Below are 16,553 nucleotides of genomic sequence, written 5' to 3'. Positions count from 1 at the left end.
GGAACGTCGGGCGGACCGCCCGACAGCGACGTGGAGTGAACAGCAGTGACGCCTGACCGCAACAACCAGACGCCCGACGATCCCGAGAACGGCGTCCTCAGCAGCACCGGCAGCATCGACACGACCGGCATCGGCATCATCGACGGCGCCACCGCGCAGGTCGAGGTGGCGCTGCCGACCTACGCCCACGACGACGACGACATCGACGACGACGTGGTCGACGACGACCGCGCGGAGGTCCTCGAGCACATCGAGGCCGCCGCCGCCGCCGAGAGCACCGACGAGGCCGAGCAGGGTGAGCAGCCCGAGGACTCTGGTATCGACGACGCCGACATCGAGGACGCCGTGATCGTGCCGGCCGTCACGGGACCGCAGCCCTCGACGCGCCGCGAGGCGCACCACCCCGACGACGACGCGAGGCACGCCGTCGAGCGGCTGCGCCACCCGCGCGCCGCCGACGTCTCGCTGCAGTCCCGACGCCTCGACGACTTCGAGGGGAGCCGGGAGACCTCCGACCTGCTCACCGCCGACCGCCTCCTCGACCCGGCGCACATCGTGCGCCCCGAGCCCGAGGGCATGTGGCAGCACCTCCTGTACACGGTGTCGGGCCACCGCCTCAACCTCGGCGACAGCAAGCGCGCCCGCGCCCGCAAGGAGATGGATCGTCGCATCGCGGCGCCCCTGTCCGGCGGCGCGAAGTTCGTGCCGGTCCTCTCCCGCAAGGGCGGTGTCGGCAAGACGACCGTCACGACGCTGCTCGGGATGGCGCTGGCCGACGCCCGCGACGACCGCGTCATCGCGGTGGATGCCAACCCCGACCGGGGCACGCTCGCCGAGCGCGTCGGCAGCACGGGCGGCAAGACGGTCCGTGACCTCGTCCGCATGCGCGGCGAGGTCGTCGGCTTCAACGACCTCTCGGCCGTCGTCGCCCGCGACGAGACGCGCCTCGACGTGCTCGCCTCCGACGCCGACCCGCGCGTCTCCGAGGCCTTCAACGACCGTGACTACCACGACGTCGCCGCGGTGGCCGCGCACTATTACTCCATCGTCCTGACCGATACCGGCACCGGCATCGTCCACTCCGTCATGGAAGCGACCCTCGAGCTCGCCGACCAGCTCGTCGTCGTCGCCGGCATGAGCGTCGACGAGGCGCGCCTCGCCTCCGAGACGCTCACGTGGCTCGAGACGAACGGCTTCGCCGAGCAGGTGCGCGGCGCTGTCGTCGTCCTCAACACCTCGCGCCCGGGCACCCCGCTCGTGCGCGCCGCCGAGCTGGAGTCGCACTTCCGCAGCCGCGTGCGCACCGTCGTGCGTGTCCCGTACGACCCGCACATCGCCGCCGGCAGCGCCGTCAGCTTCCGCGAGCTCAGGCCCGAGACGCGCCTGGCCGCGCGTCGGCTCGCCGCCGCCGTCGTGGAGGGCCTGCGCGCCCTGACCGCCGTCGCCTGATGGCCGTCCGTCCCATCCGCCTGTTCGGCGACCCGGTCCTCCGCACGCCCAGCGCGCCCGTGGACGTCGTCGACGACGGCATCCGCGCCCTCGTCCGCGACCTGCTCGACTCGGTCGAGCCCGCCGGCCGCGCCGGCGTCGCGGCACCGCAGATCGGCGTCGGCGTGCGCGCGTTCAGCTACAACATCGACGGCGACATCGGCTACGTGCTCAACCCGGTGCTCGAGGTGTCCGGCGAGCCGGAGCCCGTCGGCGAGGGATGCCTGTCGGTTCCCGGGCTGTGGCACGATGCGATCCGCCACCCGCACGCGAAGGTCACCGGCATCGACGTCGACGGCAACGAGATCGTGCTGGAGGGCGAGGGCCTTCTCGCCCAGGCCCTGCAGCACGAGTGCGATCACCTGGACGGCAGGCTCTACCTCGACCGGCTTCCGCCGGAGACCCGCCGCCAGGCGATGCGCGAGATCCGCGAATCCAGCTGGTTCTGATCAGCCGCCGAGCGCGACGTTCGTCGTCGTGACGGGCACGGCGTAGAGTTCTTCGACCTCGTGCGCGAAGTCCGACATGATGACGTTGCGCTTGATGCTCATCTTGGGTGTCAGGTGGCCGCTGGCCTCCGTCCACTCCGTGTCGAGGATCGCAAACTTGCGGATCGACTCGGCGCGCGAGACGTTCTTGTTCGCGATGTCGATGGCGCGCTGGACCTCCGCGCGCACCTTCGGGTCCTTCGCGGCATCCGTCAGCGACATGTCCTTGTCGAGGCCGTTGTTCGCGAGCCAGGTCGGCAGCATCTCGGAGTCGAGGGTGACGAGCGCGCCGATGAACGGCTTCTGGTCGCCGACGACGACGACCTGCCCGACGATCGGGTTGGCCCGGATCGGGTCCTCCAGCGCGGCGGGGGCGACGTTCTTGCCACCGGCCGTGACGAGGATCTCCTTCTTGCGGCCTGTGATCGTGAGGAAGCCCTCCTCGTCGAACGCGCCCACGTCACCGGTCTTGAACCAGCCCTCGTCGAACGCCTCGGCGGTCGCCTCCGGGTTGCGCCAGTACTCCTTGAAGACGTTGATGCCGCGCACCTCGATCTCGCCGTCCTCGCCGAGGCGAACCCCGACGCCGGGGAGCACGGGTCCGACGGTGCCGATCTTCGACTTCGTCGCGAGGTTCACCGTCGCCGGAGCCGTCGTCTCGGTCAGGCCGTAGCCCTCGAGGATCACGACGCCCAGGCTGTGGAAGAAGTGGCCGAGGCGCGGGCCCAGCGGCGCCGAGCCCGAGACGGCGTATGTGACGCGCCCGCCCATGGCGGTGCGCAGCTTGCTGTAGACGAGCCGGTCGAACAGCGCGAACTTGATCCTCTCCAGCAGCGGCACCTTCTTGCCCTCCTGTTGGAGACGCGAGTGCTCGATGGCGGTGTGCGCCGCGGCGCGGAAGATCTTGCCCTTGCCGCCGGCCTCGGCCTTCTGTTCGGCGGAGTTGTAGACCTTCTCGAACACGCGGGGGACCGCGAGGAGGAACGTCGGCTGGAAGGAGCCGAGCGCGGGCAGCAGCTGCTTCGTGTCGGGCTGGTGGCCGGTCTTCACACCCGCGTGGATGTCGAGGATCGAGATGAAGCGGGCGAACACGTGCGCGGTCGTGATGAACAGTAGCGTCGAGGCACCGGGCACCGACACGACCTCGTGCAGCGCCCTGGCGGAGTTGCGGCACAGCTCGACGAAGTTGCTGTGGGTCAGGACGCAGCCCTTCGGGCGTCCCGTGGAGCCGGACGTGTAGATGAGGGTCGCGATGTCGCTGCCGACGGCGATGCCGCGGCGGCGCGCGATCTCCTCGTCGGTCACGTCCACGCCCGTGGCGCGCAGCGTGTCGAGGTGGCCCTCGTCCATGACCCACACCTCGCGGATGAGCGGCACCTCGGTGCGGATCTCGGCGATGCGGGTGGCGTGCTCGGTCGACTCCGCGATGACGGCGACGGCGCCGGAGTCGGAGAGGATCCAGCTGACCTGCGCCGCGGAGCTGGTCTCGTAGATCGGGACCATGACGGCACCGGCATAGAACAGGGCGAAGTCGACCACGGTCCAGTGGTAGGTCGTCCGGGCGATGAAGCCGACCTTGTCGCCCGGCTGGATGCCGGAGGCCGCGATGCCCTTGGCGAGTGCGATGACTTCGCGCTCGAACTCGGCGGCGGTGATGTCGCGCCAGCCGTCGCCCTCGGGGACGGAGAAGAGGGCGAGCGAGGGCGTCGCCTTGACGCGCTCGACGAGAAGATCGGCGACGTTCGCCTGCGGGTCCGCGGGGACGATGGCAGGGACTTCGAACTGGACGGCGCTCATGGGCGGCAACTCCTTCGGTACCGGGTGGCGTCGGATGTGACGGGTCCGCACGAGTCTAGTCGCCCATACGCCCCCACCTGTGAGACCCAGGTTCATCAATTGTGAAACCCCGACTCAGGCCTTCCTCGGCACGGCCGGCGCGCCTGCGAAGGCGGGAGCGCGCCCACTAGAATTCACGGATGCCGCGCGGAGCGCGCGAGCGGGAGGGAGACGTGTGCTGAACGTCGGCATCGACATCGGCGGAACCAAGATCGCCGGTGGCGTCGTGGCGGAGGACGGGACCATCGTCGAGCAGCTGCGCGTCCCCACCCCGCTGGACCCCGCCGCGCTCGCGGACGCCGTCGCCGCCATGGTGCGGGAGCTGGCCTCGAGGCACGACGTGCACGCCGTGGGCGTCGCCGCGGCGGGTTTCATCGACGCGACGCGCTCCGTGATCATCCACGCGCCGAACATCGACTGGACGAACGAGCCGCTGCGCGCGGAGCTCGAGGCCCGGATCGGCCGCCCCGTGACGCTCGAGAACGACGCGAACGCGGCCGGCTGGGGCGAGTATCGCTTCGGCGCCGGCCGCGGGTCCCGCAACATGACGATGCTCACGATGGGCACGGGCGTGGGCGGCGCCGTCATCATCGACGGCGCGCTCCTCATCGGCGGCAACGGCATCGGCGGGGAGCTCGGACACATCCGCTTCCTGCGCGGCGGCCGTCCCTGCGGGTGCGGGCAGAACGGATGCCTCGAGCAGTATGCGTCGGGTCGGGCCCTGCAGCGCGAGGCCAACGAGATCGCCGACGCCGGTGGCATCGGCGAACCGCTCGCCGCCATGCGCGACCCCGACGGCCACCTCCACGGCGCCGCGATCGCCCAGCTCGTGATGGCCGACGACCCGGGGGCCCTCGAGGCGCTGCGCCGCGTGGCGACCGCGCTCGGCGAGGCCTGCGGCGGGTTCCAGGCCGTGCTCGACCCCGACCTGTTCGTCATCGGCGGGGGAGTGGCGAGCCTGGGCGACCGGCTGCTGGACCCCGTGCAGCTCGCGTACTCCACGGCCCTGCCCGGGTACGGCGACCGCCCCGTGGCATCCTTCGCGATCGCGACCCTCGGCAACGACGCGGGTCTCATCGGGGTCGCGGACCTCGCCCGGATCCGGGGCTGAGCGGTGTTCTACTGGTTCATGAAGTACGTGGTCATCGGACCGATCGTGAAGGCGATCTTCCGGCCATGGATCGTGGGCCGCAACAACATCCCGGCATCCGGCGCCGCCATCCTCGCGAGCAACCACCTGTCGGTGAGCGACTCGATCTTCCTCCCGCTCATGATCGACCGCCCGATGTCCTTCCTCGCGAAGAGCGACTACTTCACGGGGAAGGGTGTCAAAGGCTGGTCCACCCGGATGTTCATGAAGGCGACCGGCCAGATCCCCATCGACCGCGGGGGCGGGAAGGCCTCCGAGGCGTCGCTGAACACCGGCCTGCAGGTCCTCGGCCGCGGCGACCTGCTCGGCATCTACCCGGAGGGGACGCGCAGCCCCGACGGCCGGCTCTACCGCGGTCGCACGGGCCTCGCCCGGATGGCGCTCGAGGCGCACGTCCCCGTGGTCCCCGTCGTCATGGTCGACACCGGCGCGATCATGCCGATCGGCCGCACGATACCGCGTATCGGCCGCGTCGGCATCGTCATCGGCGAGCCGCTGGACTTCTCCCGCTTCCAGGGGATGGAGGGCGACCGGTTCGTCCTGCGCTCGGTCACGGACGAGATCATGGTGGCGCTGCAGCGGCTCGGCGAGCAGGAGTACGACGACGTCTACGCCTCGAGCGTGAAGGACCGCCGCCCGCCCGCGTAGCATCGGCCGGAGGGGCCATTCCGCGCCGCTAGACTGGCCGAATGCCCTCCCCGCACGACGATCTCGACCGCTGGCGCACGCTCCCGATCAAGCAGCAGCCGTTGTGGGGCGACCTGGATGCCGTCGCCGCCGTGTCGGCCGAGATCTCCACGCTGCCGCCGCTCGTCTTCGCCGGTGAGGTCGACCTCCTGCGCGAGCGCCTGGCGCGCGCGGCGAGCGGACAGGCGTTCCTGCTGCAGGGCGGCGACTGTGCCGAGACGTTCGCGGGGGCCACCGCCGAGCAGATCCGCAACCGCATCAAGACGGTGCTGCAGATGGCCGTGGTCCTCACCTACGGCGCCTCGATGCCCATCGTCAAGATGGGGCGCATGGCCGGGCAGTTCGCCAAGCCCCGCTCGAGCGACAACGAGACCCGCGGCGAGGTCACGCTGCCGGCCTACCGCGGCGACATCGTCAACGGCTACGACTTCACCGAGGCCTCCCGCGCCGCCGACCCGCAGCGTCTGCTGAAGGGGTACCACACGGCCGCCTCGACGCTGAACCTCATCCGCGCCTTCACGCAGGGTGGCTTCGCCGACCTCCGCGAGGTGCACAGCTGGAACCGCGGCTTCGCGGAGAACCCGGCGAACGAGCGCTACGAGGGCCTCGCCGGCGAGATCGACCGCGCCATCAAGTTCATGGAGGCCGCGGGCGCGAACTTCGACGAGCTCCGCCGCGTCGAGTTCTACACCGGCCACGAGGGCCTCCTGATGGACTACGAGCGGCCCATGACGCGCATCGACTCGCGCACCGGCACGCCGTACAACACGTCGGCCCACTTCGTGTGGATCGGGGAGCGCACCCGCGAGCTCGACGGGGCGCACGTCGACTACTTCTCCAAGATCCGCAACCCCATCGGCGTCAAGCTGGGCCCGACGACCTCGCCGGAGACGGCGCTGGCGCTCATCGACAAGCTCGACCCGGACCGCGAGCCCGGCCGCCTCACGTTCATCACGCGCATGGGCGCGGGCAAGATCCGCGACGCCCTGCCGCCGCTCCTGCAGGCCGTCAAGGACTCCGGCGCGACGCCCCTGTGGGTCACCGACCCGATGCACGGCAACGGCATCACGACGCCGACCGGCTACAAGACCCGCCGCTTCGACGACGTCGTGGACGAGGTCCGCGGGTTCTTCGAGGCGCACCGCGCCGTCGGGACCTTCGCGGGCGGCATCCACGTCGAGCTCACCGGCGACGACGTGACGGAGTGCCTGGGCGGCTCGGAGATGATCGACGAGGCCACCCTCGCGACCCGCTACGAGAGCCTCTGCGACCCGCGTCTGAACCACATGCAGAGCCTCGAGCTCGCCTTCCTCGTCGCCGAGGAGCTCGAGAAGCGCTGATCCGGAGCGGGTCAGCCCGTCGCGGTGATCTGGATCGTGACCGTCGTCCCGGCGCGGCGGAACGCGCCGCCCTCGGGATCCTGCGCCGTGACTTCGGTCAGCCCGTCCGGCCAGACGTTCCAGAGCGGGGAGTAGTTCACCTCGAAGCCGGCATCCCGCAGGCTCTGCGCCGCGCTGTCGCGCGTCATGCCGACGACGCCGGGGATCTCGAACAGCTGCGGGCCCTGCGACACCACGAGGCCGATCTTGTCGCCGGGGCGGAAGTTCCCGCCGCCGTCGCGGCCGCCCATGCTGATGACGCGGCCCTCTTCGACCGTGTCGCTGAACGCTTCGGTCACGACCGGCGTGAGCTCGACGGACGTGAGCTTCTCCTTCGCCGTGTCGAGGCTGTCGCCCACGACGTCCGGCACGGGTCCGAGTGAGACGTAGAGGTCGGCGCCGGACCCCTCGAGGGCCGTGCAGCCGTCCTTGCAGTCGACGCCGTCGCCGCCGTCGCGCGGCGTGAGCGTCGCGTCGATCACGGTGCCCTCGGCCGCCGACGTGAAGCGCGGGTGCGAGTCCGTCACGGTCATCCGGAGGCCGGCGAGGGCCTCCGTGGCCTGATCGAGCGTCATCCCGGACAGCTTGGGCACGGTCTGCGACGCGGGGCCGGCCGAGACCACGACCGTGACCTCCGCCTCCTTCTCCACACGCGCACCCTGGCCGGGCTCCGACCGGATGACGAGGCCCTCATCGACGTCGAGGCTCGTGTCGCTGCCCTCGACGGCCAGCAGCCCGTACTCCGCGAGCTCCGCCTGCGCGTCCTCGAACGTGCCGCCGCTGACGTCCGGCACGGCCACGAGCGAGCCCGGCCCCGAGCCGAACCACCAGCCGACCCCGCCCGCCGTGCCGGCGAGCATGAGCACGAGGAGCAGGATCCAGACGCCCTTCGCGGCGTTCCGGCGTGTGCGACGGCGCAGCCGCGTCGCGTTGTCCTCGTCGGTCGTGACGGTCGGCGCCGTGAAGGTGCCGGGCATCACCTTGGTGAGTTCGCCGGAGTCGAGGCCGTCGGCGTCGGCGAGGACGGCGGGGGAGGTGCGCACGACCTGCGGGTAGACGCCGAGGTCCTTCTCGATCTCGCGGAGCCGGTCGAGCATCGCCCGTGCGTCGACGGGACGGTCGTCCGGCTCGCGCTCGGTCGCCCACATGACCAGCTCGTCGAACTGCTCGGGCACGCCGGGGTTCTTCGCGCTCGGGCGCGGCACCGAGTCGGTGGCGTGCTGGTAGGCGATCTGCATGGGCTGCTCGCCCTTGTACGGCTGCTCGCCCACGAGCATCTCGTAGAGCATGATGCCGAGCGCGTAGATGTCGCTGCGGGCGTCCGCCGTGCCGCGTGTGACGAGCTCGGGCGCCAGGTACGCGATCGTGCCCAGGAGCATCTGGCCCGTCGCCGTGTTCGCGCTCGTCGCGCGGGCCAGGCCGAAGTCGCCGATCTTGATGCGGCCGTCCTCGGCCAGCAGCACGTTCTCGGGCTTGACGTCGCGGTGCACGATCCCGGCGCGGTGCGCGGCGGCGAGCCCGGACAGGACGGCATCCATGATCGTGATCGTCTGCGGGATCGTCAGGCGCCGCTGCTCGCGCAGCAGTTCGCGCATCGTGATGCCGGGCAGGTACTCCATGACGAGGTAGGCCATCTCGCCGTCCTGGCCCTGATCGAACACGTTCACGACGTGCGGGTCGGCCAGCCGTGCGGCGGCCCGCGCCTCCTGGATGAACCGTCCCTGGAACACCGTGTCGTCGGACAGGTGGCTGTGCATGACCTTGAGCGCGACCCGGCGCTCGAGGCGCAGATCGGTCGCGACGTAGACCGTGGCCATGCCGCCGCGGGCGATGCGAGCACGCACGCGGTACCGGCCGTCGACCAGACGGCCGATCAGCGGGTCCGTCTGCTGGCTCGTGCTCACGCGATGAGTCTACGGAGCGGATGCCGTGAGCCCGGGCAGCGGCTCACCCTGGGAGCCCGGGAAATCGCGCTATCCGAGAGCGGAGAGCCAGGCGTACGCCTTCTTCTCCCACTGCCCGTACCGGTCGGGGTATGCGGAGATCTGCACGGCCTGCGCGGCTTCGGAGAAGCCCATGCTCTTCCAGCCGGGGATGTCGAGCAGTCCGCGCGACCTCGAGCCGTTGGGATCGCTCGCTCCTCCGTAGAAGACGGCCGTCGCCCGGGCGCGGTCGCGCACCTGCGCCGGCGTGCCCCAGCCCTGGCTCGGCCGCTGCTGGAAGAGTCCGAGGGAGTCGCGGTCGCCCCAGTCGAGGTTCCGCATCCACGATTCGACCATCGCGGTCGCCAGGGCGATCGCGATGCCGCGGTCCGGGACGCCGCGCTGGCGGCCGACCTGGACGATGACCTTCGCGTTGGCGATCTGCTCGGCGTCCAGGCCGGCGAGCGATCCGCGGGCCGGGAGCCGCAGCTTCTGGCCCGGGTAGATGATCGAGGAGTCGCTCAGCCCGTTCGCCGCGAGCAGCGCCGACACCGAGATGCCGTGCTTCTTCGCGATGGCCCACAGCGTGTCGCCCTTGCCCACCGTGTGCGAGGACGCGGAGGGGGCGGATGCCGCGGGCCGTGCGGGGCTCGTGCTCGACGCGGGCTTCGCCGCGAGCGCGAGCTTCAGCTTCTGACCCGGGTGGATGACCGAGGTCGACCGGAGGCCGTTGAGGTCGCACAGCGTGGCGACTGAGATGCCGTGCTTCTGCGCGATGGCCCACAGCGTGTCGCCCGAGCGCACCGTGTGCGTCGCAGCCGAGGAGGTCCTCGGCGCCGTCTTCGCGGGGGCGGCGCTCTTCGCGGGCGTGCTCGCCGCCGGCGCGGATGCCGAGACCGCGAGCTTCTGCCCGGGGTAGATGATCGCGGATCCCGAGAGCCTGTTGGCGCGCAGCACGGACGCCACCGAGACGCCGTACTTCTGCGCGATCGCCCACAGGGTGTCGCCGGGTCGGACGGTGTGGGTCTTCCCGTGCGTCGTGCTCGCCGCCTTCGGGGCGGCGGTGCGTGCGGCGGCGGGGGAGAGGCGCAGCACCTGGCCGGGTCGGATGACGGACTTCCACGTCAGGCCGTTCCACGCGAGGACGTCCGCGGTCCGCAGACCATGACGGGCCGCGACGGCACTCACGGTGTCGCCGGGGGCGACGGTGTGCGACACGGCGCGCTTCGCCGCCGTCGCCGCGAGGGACGTGGTGCGCAGGGCGCTCGCCGTCGAGAGGCGGAGAGCGGATGTCGGGGTGGCGCCGATCGCGCCGTCGCGCGGCCCTCCGGCGGCGGCGGCCTGCGCGGGGGCGGCGGTGAGCGACAGGGCCATCGCGCCGACGATGGCGAGGGGCAGCGTCGTCGCGGGCAGGCCCGTCGTGGTGCGGTCAAGACGTCGTCTCACGAAACTTCCCTTCCTTTTCGACCTCCGCCACCGTGTCACGGAAGTGAATCAGAGTCAACCAGTGATAAAGGAGTGACCAATGTGACGAAAGTCGTCTGAACCGCGTTCCGACCCCGGGAGCGCAGGTGCCGCCCGGATGGAATAGTGGACGTGTGACCGGAGACTCCACGCCGACCATCCCGACCGACTGGCTGACCCTGCCCGACCTCGTCGCCCTCACGGGCGAGCCGCTCGGGCGCATCCGCCGGCTGCTCGACGACAAGCACCTCGTCGCCTCGCGCCGCGACGGCACGACGAAGGTGCCCGCGGCCTTCCTGATGGACGGGCACCCGCTGCCGGCGCTGCGCGGCACGGTCATCGTGCTCGAAGACGGCGGGTTCACCGAGGACGAGGTGATCGACTGGCTCCTCGCACCGGAGGAGTCCATCGGGATGGCGCCCATCGCGGCGCTGCGCGCCGGCCGTAAGAGCGAGGTCCGGCGCGTCGCCCAGTCGCTCGCCTGAGCGCACCGCCGACGGGCCCGCCGCAGCGTCAGGCCGCGCGGGTGGTCGCCGCGAGGGCGAGGTCGCGGAGTGCGCCGACGGCCGTCGTGCCGAGCGGAGCGCCGCGCAGCGCGCGGTCGGCCTCCCGCGCGTACTCGGCGATGAGCTCCTCGACGCGGGCGAGCGCGCCGGTGTCGACGATCGTGGACTGCAGGGCCGCGATCTGCTCGTCCTCGAGCGTGGGATCGCCGACGAGCTCGTCGAGCACGCGCCGCGCGCCGGGCGCCATGGCCTCGCGCGCGTAGGCGATGAGGAGCGTGCGCTTGCCCTCGCGGAGATCGTCGCCGGACGGCTTGCCGGTCACGGCGGTGTCGCCGAAGACGCCGAGGACGTCGTCGCGCAGCTGGAACGCCAGGCCGATGGGGTGACCGAACCGCTCCAGCGCGTCGCTCTGCGCGGCGTCGGCGCCGGCGAGCGCGGCCCCGAGCAGCAGCGGATGCTGGACGCTGTACCGCGCGGACTTCAGCGACGCGACCCGCAGGGCGCGGGCGGCGTGCTCGCTGTCGGGCGCCGTCAGATACGCCGCCTCCTCGGCGACGTCGAGGAACTGTCCGATCGTCACGTCGCGGCGCATGACGGCGTAGATCGCCCGCGCGGTCGCCGCGCGCGCGGCATCGCCGAGGGCGAGCCCTTCCTCGAGGAGGTCGTCGCTCCAGGCCACGAGCAGGTCGCCCAGCAGGATCGCCGCCGATCGCCCGAAGCCCGCCGCGTCGCCGTCCCAGGACGCGTCCCGGTGTGCGGTCTCCCAGCGCCGATGGGCGGCCGGGCGTCCCCGCCGGGTGTCGGAGTTGTCGACGACGTCGTCGTGCACGAGGGCGGCCGCATGGAAGATCTCCAGCGCCGCGGCGGCGGCCGTGACGTCGGGGGCCGGCGCGGGAGCGCGGACCCCGCGGAGCTCCTCGATCGCCTGCCAGCCGGTGAGGCAGAACCGGGCGCGGAGGCGCTTTCCGCCGTCCAGGGTGCCGGCGCCGGAGCGGACGAACGCGTGCGCTTCGGGACCCAGATCGGCGGCCGCGGAGAGCTGCTCGTCGGTGAACCTTTCCAGTCGCTGGGAAACAGCCTCGATCAGCGCATCAGGGAGGGTCACGGGCCTAGCCTAGTTCTCGCGGGGACGCGTAGAATCGTCCCATCGACACTCCACAGAGGGGGATGCATGCCACTGTCAGAGCAGGAGCAGCGGCTGCTGGATGAGATGGAACGCCATCTCATGCGCAACGACGCCGACGTCGTCAGCGCGCCTCGAGCGGGGCAGTCCCTCAGCTACCGCAACATCGTCTACGGCGCGGTCCTGGTCCTCGTCGGCCTCGCCGCCCTCGTGGTGGGTGTCTCCACCAGCCTCATCGTGGTCGGCGTCATCGCCTTCCTCGTGATGGTGGGTGGCGTCGTCCTCGCCGTGACGCCCTCGCGCGGTGGTGCGTCCGTGCGGCCCACCGAGACCGCGCAGAAGAAGACCGGCCCGGCGGCGCAGCCGGCCTCCTCCTTCATGGACCGCATCAACGAACGCTGGGACCGCCGCCACGACGGGGGCTGACCCACCAGCACCGCACACGCCAAGAGCACCGACCTCCGGGTCGGTGCTCTTTTTCGTGCCCGGTGGGGAATGGACTCAGATTTCGATAGTGAAGTGGAGCAAAGTGGAGTAAAGTGGCGGACATCTGAGGCGGCCGGGCGCAGAAGGGGGTGGAGCCGATGTTGTTGGGCACCTACACCCCCAAGCTCGACGACAAGGGCCGCGTGATCCTGCCGGCGAAGTTCCGCACCGATCTCGGCGACGGCGTCGTCGTCACGCGCGGCCAGGAGCGCTGCCTCTACGTGTTCAGCACGAAGGAGTTCGAGCGCGTCTACGAGCGGATCCGCGAGGCGCCGCTGACGAACAAGCAGTCGCGCGACTTCCAGCGCATGTTCCTCTCCGGCGCGAGCGACGAGAAGCCGGACAGCCAGAGCCGGATCACGCTCCCGCCGCACCTGCGCAGCTACGCCAACCTCGGCCGCGAACTCGTCGTCACGGGCGTCGGTGCGCACGCGGAGATCTGGGACGCGGAGGCGTGGAACGCCTACGCGGACTCGAACGAAGACAGCTACTCGGACATGGAGCAGGAGGTGATCCCGGGACTCTTCTGAGCCCCGGTCGTGACTCCCAGCCGCACGCCCTGACGCACTTCCCCGGTGTCAGGTCGGAGCGGATGGGGATCAGGGCCTGGGACCGGACCCCTCGCATCATGGACCTCCGCGACATCCACACCCCCGTCCTGCTCGACCGCTGCGTCGAGCTGCTCGCTCCTGCCCTCGCCCACGAGGGCGCGGTCCTGGTCGATGCCACCGAAGGCATGGGCGGGCACTCCGAGGCGCTGCTCGAGCGGTTCCCCGGCGTCCACCTGATCGGTTTGGACCGTGACACCGACGCCCTCCGCATCGCGGGGCAGCGGCTCGCGCGCTTCGGCGACCGGGTCACGCTCGTGCACACGGTGTACGACGGCATCGCGGAGGCGGTCGCCTCCACCGGCCGGACGCACGTGGACGGCATCCTCTTCGACCTGGGCGTCTCCTCGCTCCAGCTCGACGAGTCCGAGCGCGGATTCGCCTACGCGCAGGACGCGCCCCTCGACATGCGCATGGACCAGAGCGCCGGGACGACCGCCGCCGACATCCTCGCGACCTACGGCGAGGGCGACCTCCGCCGCATCTTCGAGCGGTACGGCGAGGAGAAGCTCGCCGGGCGCTACGCCCGCGCGATCCTCGAGGCGCGGCGCGCGGCGCCCATCGAACGATCCGGGCAGCTCGTCGACATCCTCATCTCCGCGACCCCCGCCGCCGTGCAGCGGGAGCGCGGCCACCCCGCCAAGCGCGTCTTCCAGGCGCTGCGCATCGAGGTCAACGCCGAGCTCGCGGCGCTCGAGGACGCGCTGCCCGCGGCCCTGCGCCTCCTGCCGGTCGGCGGGCGGCTCGTCGTGATGGCGTACCAGTCCCTCGAGGACCGGATCGTCAAGCGCGCGCTCGCCGAGGCCACCGCCTCGACGGCGCCGGCGGGCCTGCCGGTCGAGCTCCCCGAGCACGCGCCGCGCTTCCGCCTGATCGTCAAGGGCGCCGAACTCGCCTCCGACGAGGAGAAGGCGCGCAACCCGCGCGCCACCCCGGTGCGGCTGCGCGCCGCCGAGCGTGTACGGGAGGCGGCATGAGCGCCGAGGCCCTCCGGGTCGCCCTCCCGGCTCCGCACGAGACCAGCCGACCGCTGCGCGCCCTCGACGCACCGCTCCCGGCCCGTCGCCCGCGCCTCCTGTACGGCATCGTCGCCGTCGGCGGCGCCCTCGCGATCGCGGCGGCCCAGATGGGTCTGTCGATCCTCACGACGCAGGGCACCTACGAGATGTCGGCGCTGACCGCGCAGCAGCGTTCCCTGTCGTGGGAGACGCAGATGCTGGAGGACGACGTCGCGGGCCTCAGCTCGCCGCAGTACCTGGCCGCCAACGCGTCGGCCCTCGGCATGGTCGTCGGCCAGACCCCGAACTACCTCCGGCTCAGCGACGGCGCCATCGTCGGCACCGGCAAGGCCGCGTCCTCGTCCTCGTCCGTGCACGCGCTCTCCCGCGCCGCCGTCACCAACGCGCTCGTCAGCGGCGTGCCGCTCGTGACCGACCCGGACGCGAGCCTGCAGTCCGGCGTGACGGTCGACCAGACGCTGCTCCTGAATACGCCGACACCCCCCGCGATCGCCGACGGTCTGCCGACGCCCGCCACACACTGAATGACATGACGACACGAGCCACCCGCAGCCCGCGCCGCCGCACGGTCGTCGCCCTCGCCGTCGTCCTCGGCATCCTCGCGGCGTTCGTCATCCGCCTCGTCGACATCCAGGTCGTCAACGCCAACGACCACATCGCCGACTCCCGCGAATACGCGACCGGTGCCTCCGTCACGCTGTACGGTGCGCGCGGCGCGATCGTCGACACGAGCGGCAACGTCCTCGCGACGAGCACCGTCCTGTACGACGTCGGCATCGACCCGCTGCTGGCCGTGGAGGGCCTCGACGAGAAGGATGCCGACGGCGACGTCGTCCAGGGTGAGGACGGGAAGCCCGTCAAGGTCACCTGGCCCGAGCTGGCCGCGCAGATCGCCGAGGTGACGGGGCAGTCCGCCGCCGACGTCGAGGCCATCGTCGTCGATTCGCTGACCGAGCAGTCCGGCGACCGGTTCGAGTACGTCAAGCGGTACGTCTCCACCGAGGAGTACCGGGCCCTCGCTGATCTCGGCATCCCGTACCTCAGCTTCGAACAGCACCCGTCCCGCACCTACCCGGACGGAGCCGTGGCCGGCAACCTCATCGGCTTCGTCGGCTCCGACGGCACCCCGCTGGAGGGCCTGGAAGACCTGCAGAACTCGTGCCTCGCCGCCACCGACGGCACGCGCAGCTACCAGCGCGGCGCCGACGGGGTCATCATCCCCGGCACCGAATCCGTCACGCCCGCGGTCGACGGCGGAACGCTCGCGCTCACGATCGACCGAGACCTGCAGTGGTACATGCAGCAGCTCATCGCGGAGGAGACCGAACGGCTCCGCGCCGGCTGGGGCGGGATCATGGTCGTCGAGGTGGCCACGGGGAAGATCCGCGCCGCCGCCGAGACCGCGACCGTCGACCCCAACGATCCCGGTGCCTCCGAACCCGAGGACCGCGCCTCGCGTCTCCTCCGCTACTCGTACGAGCCCGGTTCGACGTTCAAGCCCGTGACGGCCGCGACGGCGATCGAGCAGGCCGGGCTCACGCCCGGGTCCACGGTCGTCGCGCCCGATCGCATCGAGTTCCCCAACGGCGCGGTCATCAACGACTCCGAGCACCACGCAACCCAGAACATGACGCTCACCGGCGGCCTCGTCAACTCCTCGAACGTCGCGATGTCGCAGTTCGGCACGCAGGTCGACCCCGAGACGCGCCTGGAGTACCTGCAGCGCTTCGGCGTCGGTCAGGGCACCGCGCTGAACTGGTCGGGCGAGCCGAAGGGCACCTTCCTCCCGACCGAGGACTGGGACAGCCAGACCTACTACACGACGACGTTCGGCCAGGCCTTCACGGTCACCGTGCCGCAGGTGGCCAGCGTCTACCAGACCATCGCGAACGGCGGCGTCCGCGAGCCGCTCTCGCTCGTGGAGAGCTGCACGCGCGCCGACGGGAGCGTCATCGAGCCCGACCTCCCCGAACCCGAGCGGATCATCAAGAAGTCCACCGCGCAGCAGGTGGGACTCATGCTGGAGAACGTCTTCGCGCAGGGCACGCTCGCCGACGACATCAAGATCGCGGGCTACCGGATGGCCGGCAAGACCGGCACGGCACAGGTCTCCGACGGCAAGGGCGGGTACAAGGACAACCTGTACTTCACGTCCCTCGTCGGTTACGCCCCCGCGGAGGATCCGGAGTACGTTGTCATCGGCGTCTTCGACGAGCCGGAGAAGGTCCGCATGTCGTCGGCCAACCGCTCCGTCTTCAAGAAGGCCATGACGCAGGTGCTGACGCACTACCGCATCATGCCGTCGGATTCGAAGACCCCCCTTCTTCCCATCACGGGATGACCCTTCACCGGGTAGAGACAGACGCGACAAGCGCGGCGGCCCCCGGGCGCGCCGTG

Annotated in this window: 15 protein-coding genes; 11 read left to right on the top strand and 4 right to left on the bottom strand. The window is 71.2% G+C overall.

Annotated elements, in window-relative coordinates:
* The first annotated feature begins 45 nt into the window (after window positions 1-45).
* Together QZL85_RS12215 and QZL85_RS12210 are read left to right on the top strand one after the other, a co-directional pair.
* A complete protein-coding gene (locus QZL85_RS12215) occupies window positions 46-1,449 on the top strand; it encodes a MinD/ParA family protein (RefSeq protein WP_295577076.1) in 1,404 nt (467 codons plus the stop codon).
* A complete protein-coding gene (locus QZL85_RS12210) occupies window positions 1,449-1,937 on the top strand; it encodes a peptide deformylase (protein ID WP_295577074.1) in 489 nt (162 codons plus the stop codon). The genes QZL85_RS12215 and QZL85_RS12210 overlap by 1 nt, the downstream gene beginning before the upstream one ends.
* Here QZL85_RS12210 and QZL85_RS12205 read toward each other — a convergent pair whose 3' ends face one another.
* The gene (locus tag QZL85_RS12205) at window positions 1,938-3,773 is read right to left on the bottom strand and encodes a long-chain fatty acid--CoA ligase (protein ID WP_295577073.1); all 1,836 of its coding nucleotides are present in this window, start codon (window positions 3,771-3,773) and stop codon (window positions 1,938-1,940) included.
* 214 nt (window positions 3,774-3,987) lie between these two features.
* On the opposite strand from QZL85_RS12205, the gene QZL85_RS12200 reads away from it, so the two are divergent.
* Genes QZL85_RS12200 through QZL85_RS12190 form a run of 3 tightly spaced genes read left to right on the top strand, consistent with a single transcriptional unit; the run spans window position 3,988 to window position 6,989 of the window.
* Window positions 3,988-4,923, top strand: a complete 936-nt coding sequence (locus QZL85_RS12200) for an ROK family glucokinase (protein WP_295577071.1) — start codon at window positions 3,988-3,990, stop codon at window positions 4,921-4,923.
* Window positions 4,924-4,926: 3 nt separating this feature from the next.
* The gene (locus QZL85_RS12195; protein WP_295577069.1) at window positions 4,927-5,610 is read left to right on the top strand and encodes a 1-acyl-sn-glycerol-3-phosphate acyltransferase; all 684 of its coding nucleotides are present in this window, start codon (window positions 4,927-4,929) and stop codon (window positions 5,608-5,610) included.
* 41 nt (window positions 5,611-5,651) lie between these two features.
* Window positions 5,652-6,989 (top strand): class II 3-deoxy-7-phosphoheptulonate synthase, encoded by a 1,338-nt coding sequence (locus QZL85_RS12190; RefSeq protein ID WP_295577067.1) that lies wholly within the window; start codon window positions 5,652-5,654, stop codon window positions 6,987-6,989.
* A gap of 11 nt (window positions 6,990-7,000) precedes the next feature.
* Here the strand turns inward: QZL85_RS12190 and pknB are convergent, their stop codons facing one another.
* The gene (pknB, locus tag QZL85_RS12185) at window positions 7,001-8,932 is read right to left on the bottom strand and encodes a Stk1 family PASTA domain-containing Ser/Thr kinase (protein WP_295577064.1); all 1,932 of its coding nucleotides are present in this window, start codon (window positions 8,930-8,932) and stop codon (window positions 7,001-7,003) included.
* A gap of 69 nt (window positions 8,933-9,001) precedes the next feature.
* Entirely contained in the window at window positions 9,002-10,396 is a 1,395-nt protein-coding gene (locus QZL85_RS12180) for a LysM peptidoglycan-binding domain-containing protein (protein WP_295577062.1), read from the bottom strand.
* Window positions 10,397-10,572: 176 nt separating this feature from the next.
* On the opposite strand from QZL85_RS12180, the gene QZL85_RS12175 reads away from it, so the two are divergent.
* On the top strand, window positions 10,573-10,899 hold the full coding sequence (locus tag QZL85_RS12175) for an Rv2175c family DNA-binding protein (protein ID WP_295577200.1): 327 nt from the start codon (window positions 10,573-10,575) through the stop codon (window positions 10,897-10,899).
* 28 nt (window positions 10,900-10,927) lie between these two features.
* On the opposite strand, the gene QZL85_RS12170 is transcribed toward QZL85_RS12175, so the two are convergent.
* Entirely contained in the window at window positions 10,928-12,025 is a 1,098-nt protein-coding gene (locus QZL85_RS12170; RefSeq protein WP_295577060.1) for a polyprenyl synthetase family protein, read from the bottom strand.
* Between the two features lie 66 nt (window positions 12,026-12,091).
* Here QZL85_RS12170 and QZL85_RS12165 point away from each other — a divergent pair, with 66 nt between their 5' ends.
* The 5 genes from QZL85_RS12165 to QZL85_RS12145 all read left to right on the top strand — a co-directional run bounded on the left by QZL85_RS12165 (window position 12,092) and on the right by QZL85_RS12145 (window position 16,497).
* The gene (locus QZL85_RS12165; RefSeq protein WP_295577057.1) at window positions 12,092-12,469 is read left to right on the top strand and encodes a DUF3040 domain-containing protein; all 378 of its coding nucleotides are present in this window, start codon (window positions 12,092-12,094) and stop codon (window positions 12,467-12,469) included.
* 158 nt (window positions 12,470-12,627) lie between these two features.
* The gene (gene mraZ / locus QZL85_RS12160) at window positions 12,628-13,059 is read left to right on the top strand and encodes a division/cell wall cluster transcriptional repressor MraZ (protein ID WP_295577055.1); all 432 of its coding nucleotides are present in this window, start codon (window positions 12,628-12,630) and stop codon (window positions 13,057-13,059) included.
* 98 nt (window positions 13,060-13,157) lie between these two features.
* Window positions 13,158-14,114, top strand: coding sequence for a 16S rRNA (cytosine(1402)-N(4))-methyltransferase RsmH (rsmH, locus tag QZL85_RS12155; RefSeq protein WP_295577053.1), 957 nt, complete (start codon window positions 13,158-13,160; stop codon window positions 14,112-14,114).
* Window positions 14,111-14,680, top strand: a complete 570-nt coding sequence (locus QZL85_RS12150; RefSeq protein WP_295577051.1) for a hypothetical protein — start codon at window positions 14,111-14,113, stop codon at window positions 14,678-14,680. Before rsmH ends, QZL85_RS12150 begins: the two co-directional genes overlap by 4 nt.
* A 5-nt stretch (window positions 14,681-14,685) precedes the next feature.
* Window positions 14,686-16,497 (top strand): penicillin-binding protein 2, encoded by a 1,812-nt coding sequence (locus QZL85_RS12145; protein ID WP_295577049.1) that lies wholly within the window; start codon window positions 14,686-14,688, stop codon window positions 16,495-16,497.
* Window positions 16,498-16,553: the final 56 nt, after the last annotated feature.

The sequence above is a fragment of the uncultured Microbacterium sp. genome (assembly GCF_900078385.1).
In the GTDB taxonomy this organism is placed as follows: Bacteria; Actinomycetota; Actinomycetes; order Actinomycetales; family Microbacteriaceae; genus Microbacterium.
This window is presented reverse-complemented; position numbering and strand designations above follow the sequence as displayed.

Bases quoted from the DNA above. Each gene is read 5' to 3' on its own strand.
- QZL85_RS12210 (WP_295577074.1), top strand. From the start codon at position 1,449: ATGGCCGTCCGTCCCATCCGCCTGTTCGGCGACCCGGTCCTCCGCACG.
- QZL85_RS12205 (WP_295577073.1), bottom strand. From the start codon at position 3,773: ATGAGCGCCGTCCAGTTCGAAGTCCCTGCCATCGTCCCCGCGGACCCG.
- QZL85_RS12190 (WP_295577067.1), top strand. From the start codon at position 5,652: ATGCCCTCCCCGCACGACGATCTCGACCGCTGGCGCACGCTCCCGATC.
- QZL85_RS12165 (WP_295577057.1), top strand. From the start codon at position 12,092: ATGCCACTGTCAGAGCAGGAGCAGCGGCTGCTGGATGAGATGGAACGC.
- mraZ (WP_295577055.1), top strand. From the start codon at position 12,628: ATGTTGTTGGGCACCTACACCCCCAAGCTCGACGACAAGGGCCGCGTG.
- rsmH (WP_295577053.1), top strand. From the start codon at position 13,158: ATGGACCTCCGCGACATCCACACCCCCGTCCTGCTCGACCGCTGCGTC.
- QZL85_RS12150 (WP_295577051.1), top strand. From the start codon at position 14,111: ATGAGCGCCGAGGCCCTCCGGGTCGCCCTCCCGGCTCCGCACGAGACC.
- QZL85_RS12145 (WP_295577049.1), top strand. From the start codon at position 14,686: ATGACGACACGAGCCACCCGCAGCCCGCGCCGCCGCACGGTCGTCGCC.